This window comes from Pseudoalteromonas sp. P1-8 (genome assembly GCF_001399985.1).
Taxonomy (GTDB): domain Bacteria; phylum Pseudomonadota; class Gammaproteobacteria; order Enterobacterales; family Alteromonadaceae; genus Pseudoalteromonas.
Map to the genome: position 1 here is coordinate 258,070 of NZ_LJSO01000001.1, position 11,803 is coordinate 269,872.

Below are 11,803 nucleotides of genomic sequence, written 5' to 3' on the forward strand. Positions count from 1 at the left end.
GTTTCAAGTTTCAAGTTTCAAGTTTCAAGTTTCAAGTTTCTCCAAAGTATATTCGGTAATTTTTAGCACAATTAGCACAAAAAAAACGGGCTAATTTTCATTACCCCGCTTCTTTATCTTTTGTACAATTAATTTTTTACGATTAACTTAATGTCCCGCTAATCGCATACTTTAAAACCCAGTTCTTTGCAGGGCCTGTGTTATTAGCAAGCTTTAAAAACTTACTGCGCACCCAGCTCAGTGGTTTAATCTCGTTTGAAAAACCAAAATAACATGCATCCATCATACTCATCATTAGTAAATTAGCGTGGCGGCGTTTTTTCTCGTAGCGTTTTAATAACGCTTGCTGACCAACATCAGGTTGATCTGCCAAAATATCTGCCAGTGCTACAACATCTTGAAACCCTAGGTTCACACCTTGCCCTGCGAGCGGGTTAATTGTGTGCGCCGAATCACCCACCAAAACTAAACGTCCGTGCGAGTAATCATTGGCATGTTGGCGTGCAAGTGGAAAAACAGCATGCTCAAGTAATTCAAAGTCACCCGGTAGTTCAGGAAAATGGTCAATGAGCTTTGCTTTGAGTTGCTCATTCGACAATTTTTGCCACTGCTTTAAAACTGCAGCATCGTGATAACAAATTAAATTAGCATAAGGCGCCTGCATCGGTAGAAACGCCACAGGCCCGGTTGGCGTAAATTGTTGCCACGTTTTTACCTGCTGCGGGGCATCTAATTTGATTAACACGCCCATGCAATGCTGGCCATATTGCCAACCCGTTACACCTAAACCAGCTTTAGTTCGCAATTGTGACTGTCCACCATCTGCAGCAACAACTAAATCAGCGGTATATTGAGTATCGCCATAATGTAAGGTGATTGAATCAGCCGTTTGAGTAATATCCGTGATGGCAGATAACTGCTCTATCACTTCGATGTTGTACTTGGCGAATTGCTGCCAAAGACTTGCTTGAATTAAATTATTTTCGATTAAATGACCTAAATGCGTTTCGCCAATCTCATGGCTATCAAACAATAAATTCTCGCCTTGTTGCTGGTAGGCCTCTAATTGTTGATAGGGTGCGATACGATTTTGTCTTAGTAACGGCATTGCACCAAGCTCATCAAGTAAATTCTCTGAAAAACGATTAATAGCCGAAATGCGAATATCTACCTTATCTGAGCTTAAAATTTGATCAGCATCGATAAGGTGCTTTTCAATAACGGTGACATCCCTACCCTGCTTGGCCAGTTTTACAGCAGTAGCAGCACCTACCATGCCGCCACCGACAACAATTACCTTATTTTTATTCATTTAATATTCGCTCATTTGGCTATTTAAATACGGGATAAATTGTAACTTAATTCAATATTGCGTGTCAGTGCATTTACTGCTTATGAATTTCAAAACAGTGACTTGTTTGATTTCACACCACAAAGATAAAAACTATACTTGGATCTGTGCGGGTATCCAGCTAAAATACGCGTCCTTTAAGTCGGCATACTTGCCACTTAATCCTGTTTCTAACACATTTTTGTGTCACTACCGAATTGAAAACGAGGCTATATTTCAATGAGTAAAAAGCTGCATATTAAAACCTGGGGTTGTCAGATGAACGAGTACGACTCTCAGAAAATGGCTGATCTACTAGATGCGACTAACGGCTATCAGTTAACTGAAGAAGCTGAAGACGCTGACGTGATCTTACTCAATACCTGTTCAATCCGTGAAAAGGCACAAGAGAAAGTATTCCATCAGCTTGGCCGTTGGAAACTATTAAAAGACGACAAACCTGAGTTAATCATTGGTGTTGGTGGCTGTGTTGCATCGCAAGAAGGTGACTCAATTCGTCAACGTGCGCCGTTTGTTGATGTAATCTTTGGCCCGCAAACATTACACCGCTTACCTGAAATGATTAAGCAAGTGCAAAGTGGCGACAGCAGCTCGGTAGTTGACGTTTCATTCCCTGAGATTGAAAAGTTCGACCGTTTACCTGAGCCAAAAGCGGAAGGCCCAACTGCGTTTGTATCAATTATGGAAGGTTGCTCTAAATACTGTACATTCTGCGTAGTACCTTACACGCGTGGTGAAGAAGTAAGCCGCCCACTTGATGACGTCTTACTTGAAGTTGCCCAACTTGCAGAGCAAGGTGTTCGCGAAGTAAACCTACTTGGTCAAAACGTAAATGCGTATCGTGGTGAAACTCACGATGGTGAAATTTGTTACTTCTCTGATCTATTACGTTATGTCGCTGCGATTGACGGTATTGACCGCATTCGTTATACCACATCGCACCCAGTAGAATTTACGCCAGATATCATTGATGCGTATGCAGACGTACCTGAGCTTGTTGACCACCTACACTTACCAGTGCAAAGTGGTTCAGACCGTGTTCTTAACCTTATGAAACGTGGTCACACTGCACTCGAGTACAAATCTACGATTCGTAAGTTACGTAAAATTCGCCCTAACCTAAGCATGTCTTCAGACTTCATCATTGGTTTCCCTGGCGAAAGCAAAGCGGACTTTGAAGCAACTATGAACCTTATCAATGATATTGGTTTTGATATGAGCTTTAGTTTCATCTACAGTGCGCGCCCTGGTACACCAGCTGCTGATTTACCAGATGACGTAACAGAGCAAGAGAAAAAAGAACGTTTATACATTCTGCAAAACCGTATCACGCAAATGGCGCAGCAAATCAGCCGCCAAATGTTTGATACCGAACAGCGTATCCTAGTTGAAGGTCCTTCTAAGAAGAACCCAATGGAATTACGTGGCCGTACTGAGAACAACCGAGTGGTTAACTTTGAAGGCCCTCACTCAGTGATCGGTCAATTCGTTGATGTACGTATTACAGAAGCATTGCCAAACTCTTTACGTGGTGAATTAATTCGTACAGAATCAGAAATGAACTTACGCCGTGATGTGGCACCTTCAGCTATTTTAAATAAAGCTGCTGAAGCTGAGGCCGCTACGGCCCCTAACGAAATTGGCGTTGCTACTTTCGTACCTTAGGGTGACACTTGGTGCAGGCACAGCCTGCACCCATCAATAGGAAGCAATTTTGAGTAATCAGTTAAAAACATTAGAGATTTATTTAGAACCCGCCGACAACAAACGCCTTTCATCTTTATGTGGTCCGTTTGACGAAAACATTAAGCAAATTGAACGCCGCCTTGGTGTTGAGATTGCACACCGTGATAATTTCTTCAGAGTAACCGGTAAACTGCACCTTGCAGCTGCGGCTGTTGAGATACTAAAAAACCTCTATATTGAAACTCAACCTATTCGCGGCCTGATTGGCGAGATTGAACCTGAAGCCGTACATTTGGCAATTAGCGAATCAAATGCGCTAGAGCAAGATGAAAACCCAGGTGTATATGGCAAAGACATGGTGATTAAAACTCGCCGTGGCGTTATTAAACCGCGCAATGATAATCAAGGCGTGTATGTTGCAAATATTTTGCATCACGATATTACCTTTGGTATTGGCCCTGCTGGTACAGGTAAAACTTATTTAGCGGTTGCTGCAGCCGTTGATGCCTTAGAGCGTCAAGAAATTCGCCGTATTTTGTTAACTCGTCCTGCGGTTGAAGCAGGTGAAAAGCTAGGCTTTTTACCGGGTGACTTAAGCCAAAAAATCGACCCGTATTTACGCCCTTTATATGATGCATTATTTGAAATGCTGGGTTTTGAACGAGTTGAAAAGCTAATTGAGAAAAACGTGATTGAAGTCGCGCCCCTTGCCTACATGCGTGGTCGTACGCTAAATGACGCGTTTATTATTCTCGATGAAAGCCAAAATACCACAGCAGAACAAATGAAAATGTTCTTAACTCGTATTGGTTTTAATTCAAAGGCGGTGATCACGGGTGATATTACACAAGTCGATTTACCGCGCGGTGCCCGCTCAGGCCTACGTCATGCCATCGAAGTATTAAACGGTGTCGATGAAATTAGCTTTAACTTCTTCCAATCACACGATGTGGTTCGCCACCCGGTTGTTGCTCGTATCGTTGAAGCTTATGAGCGAAACGATGAAGCAGAACGTTTAAAACGTGCAGAGAAGCAACGTGCAAAAGAAGCACAAGCAAACCAACAAGAAGCAAACTCGTGACCGAATTAGATTTACAAATAGCCTGTGAGTTTGACGACTTACCAAGCTTTGAACAATTCCAGCTATGGGCTGACAAAGCCCTTAGCAACTACCGTGAAGATGCAGAGCTGACTATAGTGGTCAGCGATGAAGCACAAAGCCAGCAGCTCAACAATGATTACCGCGGCAAAGATAAACCGACTAATGTCTTATCTTTTCCATTTGAAGCACCACCGGGCATTGAGTTACCTTTAGTAGGTGATTTAATCATTTGTCCGGCTATTGTTTTAGCCGAATCAATTGAGCAAGAAAAAACCTTTCACGACCATTTTGCCCATATGGTTATCCATGGATGCTTGCATTTACTTGGATTTGACCATATAAAGGACGAAGATGCACTTGAAATGGAAAGCATTGAAAAGCAATTACTTGCCGATCTGAACATTGCTGACCCATATCGAGACGATATTTAAATTAACGGAGCAATTAGACGCAATGAGCGACGACAACTCGCAAACTAGCCAGGGTTCTTCTGGCAAAACGTGGCTGGGCCGCATAGCCCAAATGTTGCAAGGGGAACCCCAGAATAGAGAAGAGCTGGTAGAAGTAATTGCCGATGCGCAAGAACGCGACCTTATCGACCCTGAAACCAAAGATATGATTGAAGGGGTGCTAGGTGTATCAGAGCTAAAAGTGCGGGACATCATGATCCCACGCTCGCAAATGGTAACCTTAGAGGTTGATACACCATTAGAAGAGCTATTACCTATGATGGTTGATTCAACACATTCACGTTTTCCTGTGGTATGTGAAGACAAAGACCATGTTGAAGGTATTTTATTAGCAAAAGATTTATTACCACTGATCATCAACAAAGATGAGCAACTGCCTTCTTTACGTGAATATTTGCGTCCTGCAGTTGTAGTGCCTGAAAGTAAACGTGTAGACACGCTGCTTAATGAGTTCCGTCAACAACGTTACCACATGGCGATTGTTATTGATGAGTATGGTGGTGTGTCTGGTCTTGTCACTATCGAAGATATCCTTGAAATCATCGTGGGTGAAATCGAAGACGAGCACGATGAAAGTGAAGACCTACAAGATATTCGCCAAGTTGCAAAACACGTTTACGCTGTGCAAGCGCTGACTGAAGTTGATGACTTTAATGAGTATTTTAAAACTGGTTACAGCACCTCAGATGCTGACACCATAGGTGGTATTGTTTTACATGCATTTGGCCACATGCCAAGCCGTGGTGAAACAATCGAGGTAGAAGGCTTACAATTTAAAGTCACTAACGCAGATAACCGCCGTATCTTACAATTGCAAGTCACCATTCCAAAGGCTGATGATAACGACAGTGAAGAAACTGCTAACTAACCTAAGTCACCTTGCAAAAGATAAAAAAGCCTGGCTCGCACTTATTGCGGGCCTCTTTTTAACCTTAAGTTACGCACCCTATAACCTATGGTTTATAACTTTTCTTTCCCTTGGTGCTCTACTCTACTGCATTAACCCTCTCGCAAACGGTAAATTAGCCGCTAAACAAAGTGCTAAATATAGCTTTATATTTGGTTTAGGTTGGTTTGGTGCAGGTATAAGCTGGGTGCATGTATCAATAGCGACCTTTGGTGGCATGCCATTAATCGCATCACTTTCGTTAATGGTGCTGCTTTGTGCTTATTTAGCCCTTTATCCTGCATTAGCTACTTGGCTGGCAACACGCCTTGCTAAAGGCCCATATAGCTTTATATGTTGGTTACTCGCCGCTATCGCAACCACAGAATACTTACGTGGCACATTGTTAACAGGCTTTCCGTGGCTGAGTTTTGGTTACACGCAAACAGACAGCCCACTTAATTTTTTAGCCCCGGTAATTGGCGAGTTTGGGATTACGCTTGTATGTATGTTAATTGCGTTTGCTTTATATCGCACAGCTTACAAAGATGGCAAACCACTTATCGCCTCTGTAGCCTTATTAGCTGGCTTATATACGATAGCAAGCAGCAGCCAGCTACACTACCAAGACAAAACCATTAAAACTGTACTGGTGCAGGGCAATATTAAGCAGCATCTTCGCTTTGAGCCGTCTGAGTTTTGGACGACTATGAGCAAATACCAAGATATGACTCGCTTACATTGGGATGCTGATTTAATTGTTTGGCCAGAAGCTGCGGTGCCGGAGCTTGAAGCTTTATCAACCGAGTATTTAACAGGCCTTGATAGTGCCGCAACCTTTAATGACACCGCGCTTATTACTGGTATCGTTGATTACCAATACGACACGCGTAACATTTTTAACACTTTAATAGTGCTTGGTAAAAAAGAACACGATGACAGTGAAGGCCACTATCAATATTTAGGTAAAAACCGCTATCAAAAGCATCAGTTATTACCTATTGGTGAATTTGTGCCGTTTCAGGACTTCTTGCGTCCAATTGCGCCACTGTTTGATTTACCTATGTCATCTTTCACTCGAGGTGATGAAGTACAAAACAATTTACGCGCAAATGGCTTAAATATTTTACCGGCTATTTGCTATGAAATTGCTTTTTCTGAGTTGGTTCGCGGAAATTATCGCAGTGACTCCGACATTTTATTCACGGTGAGTAACGATGCGTGGTTCGGTGACTCACATGGCCCGCATCAGCACATGCAAATAGCGCGTATGCGCGCCCTAGAGTTACAGCGCCCACTAATTCGTGTTACTAATAATGGTATTAGCGCCGTTTACGACCCTATCGCTCAATCACAATTAGCTATGCCACAATTTAAAGCTGATGTACTTGAGGCCAATATCACTTTAATCAAAGGCGATAGTATCTATAGCCAATACGGCAATTGGCCGGTATGGGCGGTGGTGATGCTACTCAGTACTGTTGGTGTGCTTGCTAGGATTAAAAATAACAAATAAAAGTTTAGACAACAGTTAAAGAGTGGTAACTCCACTCTTTAACTTATAACGCTAGCATTGATAAGTGTATATTTCTTTATTTCCCTTCGTTTTGGTTTCCACAACTCGGCAGCTAACTCCTCCGTCTAGTGAGCTGGAGTATCTTTCAAACTTGGCGTGTTCATTTCTTTCGCTCTCATTTTTATCTTCGTTCTTAGCATTTGCGAATATAAAATCATGACCACTAATTTCGTCTTGGTTCAAAGGAATTGAGTTTTTAAATCCATCCCGCCCGCCTAAAATATTAAATGACTTAATTACTGGGTTTAGTGTTACGCTAACAAAACCATTTAGGCTTTTAGCCAAATCATCACTATAAAAGTTTATACGAACATATAGCTTTAACTTATTCATATTCGGAAATTTAATTGTTCCCTTAGTTGGTAATAATATTTTTGTTAAAGCTAATGTCTCACCCGCAAAATAAAAGTCATAAACATCATTTCTAAAATAACTGGCAAGCAAAAAGTCATAGGGACTTCCCTTGACTTCAATCCCCTTTCCTATCGGAGAATTATCATTTACATTGGAATTAGTATACTTAGGAGTCGATATATTACGTTGAGTACTTTGCGCATTTTTAAGCATACTCTTTTCAGAAGCACGCGTTATTACACGTACTAACTCTTTGCGGTATTCATAGAGAAGGTCTAAATCAAAAGCTTCATCATTACTAAGCTCAGACAAAGAAACACTAACTACTGGCTCACCATAACGATCTTCAATGTAGTTAGTATCATATTTTAATGCTGTTTCATTAATCATATCGACCACAATGACAGCTTTAGTATCAGAGTTAACGCTTAGCCTTGCAACCTTGTCTTTTTGACTTTGAGAGCAATTATTGCAGATTTCAACTTCTGCCTGACCAAAAGCAGGCAAGGATATTCCCGAAAAAATAATAAACAATAATATAAGTTTGTACATTCAAAAATCCTTTTATTAATGCAACTTTAAAATAACCAAAATACAAGAAACAACCTAATTTTCTGAAGGTTTTCTATGGGCTATAGAGGTTCATTTTAAAAAATGAGATGAGGCTTTACTACTTCAGTGCAAATAAAATACCCCAAAAAGGTACTTTAGAACATATATAGCGACCGAGCAATTTTGTCAACGCAAGATTAACTAGTTATTACACTGCAACGTGCATGTTCGAAAGAGCAAATTACTTTAAAAGTCTCAGCTACTTTACATTCAATAATGTTTGCATTGAGGTAAATCTGTTCAACTACTTTAGCAGGCAATTAAAAAAGGCTTCATGATGAAGCCTTTTTAACATTTTAAGATTCTATCTTTATCAACTCTACATCAAATATAAGTAGCGAGCCTGCTGGAATGCTACCGACGCGTTTACGGCCGTAAGCAAGCTGAGGCGGGATATAAAAGGTAAACTTATCCCCTTCGTTCATTAGCTGTAAGCCTTCGGTCCAACCTGCAATGACTTGATTCAAACCAAAGCTGATTGGCGAATTTCTTACCACTGAGCTGTCAAAAACACTGCCATCCATAAGCGTGCCATGATAGTGAACCTTTACTTTACTAGTTGCACTTGGCTTTGTGTCATTACCTGAACTTTGCTCAATTTTGTATTGCAGCCCAGATGCGGTTTCATGAACATCGTCGGCTTTACTGTTATTTGCTAAAAAGTCCGCGGCGAGCTTTTCATTTTCAAGGGCTTGTAGCTTCGCCTTTTTACTGTTTTTAAAAATTAAAAAACAAAAAATACCAATGATCAGTAAAAGTATTAAATTAATCATTCTGCGTCCTTCTCATCATCATTGTCGCCATTTACGATATCTGCAATATTGGCAAGCCTTGCTAACGCAAGTGCATTAATAGAGCCTTCGGGATAACCTTCTGCGGTCATTTCACCTGCGTCTTTATCCATTAATAAACTCAGTGCTTGATCAACCGTTTCAACGGCATAAATATTAAAGCGCCCTTTTTCAACCGCATCGAGTACTTCGTCATCAAGCACTAAATTAACTTGGTTTGATTTAGGAATAATCACCCCTTGCTCACCGGTTAAGCCACGCATTTTACAAAGCTTGAAGAAGCCTTCTATTTTCTCGTTTACGCCACCAATTGATTGCACATCACCATGCTGGTTAATTGAACCTGTCAGTGCGATAGATTGGCTAATAGGTAAGTTCGTAATGGCTGATATAAGCGCGCACAGCTCTGCTAATGAGGCGCTATCACCGTCGATATAGCCATAGCTTTGCTCTATTGCGATATTGGCACTGAGCGTTAGACTAAATTGCTGAGCATACTTATTTCCTAAGTAACCGGTTAATAGCATCACTCCTTTAGAGTGAATGGCTTTACCTAGTTCAGCTTCTCGTTCAACGTCAATTACGCCATCAGCACCTGCGTACACAGTGGCTGTAATGCGTGCTGGTGTGCCAAATGAGGTATCGCCAATATGCAGCACAGTTAAGCCATTTACTTTGCCCACTGCGTGACCTTCGGTTGCAATTAAAATTTGCCCTTCTTTGATATCACTCAGCATGGTTTCTGAAATTTGCCCTGTACGGTATTGCTTACCAACAATGGCTTCATCTATGTGATGAGCATCAATCACTGTTTGGCCATCTTGTTTGGCATAAAAACTGGCTTCTGCCACTAACTCTAATACATCAGCAAAACGAGCTGAGAGCTTGTTATGGTGCTCAGCTTGGCGATAACTAAACTTTAATAATCTCGCCATTGCCGCTTCATTTACAGTGCAGTTGAGTGTTTGCTGACAATACTCAGTCACCTTGGTAATGAACTGATATTGCAGTTTATCGCTACTTGGCAAGTAATAATCAAAGTCAGCAAGGACACGGAATAACTCTGCAAACTCTTCGTCATATTCACCTATGGTGTAATAAAGATCGCGAGAGCCTAGCAGCACTATTTTTACATCAAGAGGAATAAGCTGCGGACGTAACGTGAAGCTGCTTCCCACAGAGCTGTCTTGATAGGGTAAGTCGTTTTTGATTTGATGCGTTTTTAAAGAAAGTTTAAGGCCATCCCACACTTGTGGATTCGCCATGACTTTTTCAGCATCCATAATCAAGTAGCCACCATTAGCACGATGCAGTGCACCTGGCTGAATTGAGCGGTAACTGGTGATAAGCGAGCCTTGCGAAGTCGCATATTCAATTTTGCCGAAAATATTGCCAAAAGTCGGGTTTGGCTCATACACCACAGGGGCTGCATCGCCCTCTTTGTATTCGACTAGAATATTTGGCGCAAAGAAGTCTGTGAGCATCCCTTTACGGTCAAAGTCTTCTTTGTTTTCGTCGTTTTCATCATCGTCAAGCCATTCAAGTACCGCATCAATGATTTCTTCACGAATGTCTTTTAAATAACGTAATACACCAATGTGCGTAGCGTATTTATGTTCAAGGGCTTTTATTAGTGGCTTAGTAGCAAGCTCAGCAGTTGACTTTTTAAGGTTACGTAGTTTTTCAGATGACTCTCGTTTCCAGCGAGGAAGCTCAATTAATGCTTCGATTAACGCATCTTCAAGCTTTTCGATAACCTCATAAAATTCGATACGCAGTGGCTCATCAAGGGCTGCAAATTCACTGTCGCTCAGTTGTTTACCATTCACTAAAGGCGCAAATCCAACAACACCATTTTCTTCAATCAATGCCACGCTTTGCTCAAGAGCGGCAATTTCAACAGCAGTAATTGCCGCATCGTAAGTATCGGTAAACTCACGGTCGATTGACTTTTTCTTGCGTTGATAACCTGGGTTATCAAAAGCCGCTGGGAATGTATCGAGTACTTCGTCGATAAATGAATCTATATCGTCAGCTAACTGCTTTGATTGACCTGCTTGCATGAATAACGCGATTGGCTCGCGGTGGTCATCATAGTTGTTAACATACAACCACTCATTAGGCGTTGGGCGGTCTTTTGAATGGGCTGTGAGTTTGTCTTTTACTAAGGTGTAACGACCATGAGCCGCTTCACCCATCACATAAACATTGTAACCCGGTAATTCCATTCCGAGTGAAAAGTCGAGGGCACTTTGTGCACGTTGTTGACCAATAAATGGCAACGCTTCTGGATATGGGTTTTGCATACAAGTCGCAACATGACTTGCGGCAATTTTAGGCGCTAACGCAGAAATAGGTAGAGGGATTAGTTTTTTTGTCATTCTAACTTCTTATTTCCCAGTCTTGACTGGGCATTATAGGTAACGCCCAGCACAAGCCTGCGTCACTGATTAAGGTTGTAATGCCTTACGGCGAAAATAAATACCGCCACATTCAGTACAAGGAGTAATTTGCGTAGCATGGTAAACATCGTAACTATGCTGACAATTTTTACATACTAATGTGCCCATGGCTATCCATTCTCCCTCTTGATAAACACCATTATGTTGAAAATCTTGGTTTAAGGCTTGCCATTCGAGCTGGGTTTTATCTTCAATGTGCGATAACTCATACCAAAGCGATTCTTTAAGCTCTAGCCATGCGAGTGAATCATAGTGACTGTCGTTTTCTTTAATGTGGTCGATATCGCGTTGTAGATAGTCACGATACTGATTGAGCTTTTCTTGCCCTAAGTCTTTAAGTGCTTGCTCTGACTCAACAAATTTTTCCATTGCATCTTTTAGCTCATGATCTTTTACGTCTTTAAGCCATGCACTTAAATCGCTAAGCCAAGATTTATAATCTGCCATCGTTTACTCCTTCAAAAATGATGAAAAATCAACCGTTATTCTAGTAGAGTATAGGTTAACCTGCCC

The 11,803-nt window shown here is 41.4% G+C and carries 10 protein-coding genes; 5 read left to right on the plus strand and 5 right to left on the minus strand.

The genetic code is table 11. From position 1 onward, the window contains the following. Window positions 1–142: 142 nt before the first annotated feature. Window positions 143–1,312 carry an FAD-dependent oxidoreductase gene (locus tag AN213_RS01140; protein WP_055020913.1) on the minus strand — a complete coding sequence of 390 codons (1,170 nt, stop codon included), beginning with the start codon at window positions 1,310–1,312 and terminating at the stop codon, window positions 143–145. A gap of 258 nt (window positions 1,313–1,570) precedes the next feature. Here AN213_RS01140 and miaB point away from each other — a divergent pair, with 258 nt between their 5' ends. The 5 genes from miaB to lnt are packed head-to-tail and all read left to right on the plus strand — an operon-like array spanning window position 1,571 to window position 7,011. After that, window positions 1,571–3,016, plus strand: a complete 1,446-nt coding sequence (gene miaB, locus AN213_RS01145) for a tRNA (N6-isopentenyl adenosine(37)-C2)-methylthiotransferase MiaB (protein WP_054551657.1) — start codon at window positions 1,571–1,573, stop codon at window positions 3,014–3,016. A gap of 49 nt (window positions 3,017–3,065) precedes the next feature. Continuing rightward, window positions 3,066–4,118 (plus strand): PhoH family protein, encoded by a 1,053-nt coding sequence (locus AN213_RS01150; protein ID WP_054551658.1) that lies wholly within the window; start codon window positions 3,066–3,068, stop codon window positions 4,116–4,118. After that, a complete protein-coding gene (gene ybeY, locus AN213_RS01155; protein ID WP_054561820.1) occupies window positions 4,115–4,570 on the plus strand; it encodes an rRNA maturation RNase YbeY in 456 nt (151 codons plus the stop codon). The genes AN213_RS01150 and ybeY overlap by 4 nt, the downstream gene beginning before the upstream one ends. 22 nt (window positions 4,571–4,592) lie before the next feature. Then, the gene (gene corC / locus AN213_RS01160) at window positions 4,593–5,477 is read left to right on the plus strand and encodes a CNNM family magnesium/cobalt transport protein CorC (protein WP_054551660.1); all 885 of its coding nucleotides are present in this window, start codon (window positions 4,593–4,595) and stop codon (window positions 5,475–5,477) included. Continuing rightward, entirely contained in the window at window positions 5,458–7,011 is a 1,554-nt protein-coding gene (gene lnt, locus AN213_RS01165) for an apolipoprotein N-acyltransferase (RefSeq protein WP_173637067.1), read from the plus strand. The genes corC and lnt overlap by 20 nt, the downstream gene beginning before the upstream one ends. 51 nt (window positions 7,012–7,062) lie before the next feature. Here the strand turns inward: lnt and AN213_RS01170 are convergent, their stop codons facing one another. The 4 genes from AN213_RS01170 to AN213_RS01185 form a co-directional block, all read right to left on the minus strand. Further along, window positions 7,063–7,977 (minus strand): hypothetical protein, encoded by a 915-nt coding sequence (locus tag AN213_RS01170; protein WP_055196907.1) that lies wholly within the window; start codon window positions 7,975–7,977, stop codon window positions 7,063–7,065. A 356-nt stretch (window positions 7,978–8,333) separates the two neighbouring features. Next, window positions 8,334–8,810, minus strand: a complete 477-nt coding sequence (locus AN213_RS01175; protein ID WP_055020917.1) for an FKBP-type peptidyl-prolyl cis-trans isomerase — start codon at window positions 8,808–8,810, stop codon at window positions 8,334–8,336. Beyond that, on the minus strand, window positions 8,807–11,209 hold the full coding sequence (locus tag AN213_RS01180; RefSeq protein WP_055196909.1) for a Lon protease family protein: 2,403 nt from the start codon (window positions 11,207–11,209) through the stop codon (window positions 8,807–8,809). Before AN213_RS01180 ends, AN213_RS01175 begins: the two co-directional genes overlap by 4 nt. A 69-nt stretch (window positions 11,210–11,278) precedes the next feature. Then, entirely contained in the window at window positions 11,279–11,737 is a 459-nt protein-coding gene (locus AN213_RS01185) for a zinc ribbon-containing protein (protein WP_054551664.1), read from the minus strand. Window positions 11,738–11,803 lie beyond the last annotated feature (66 nt).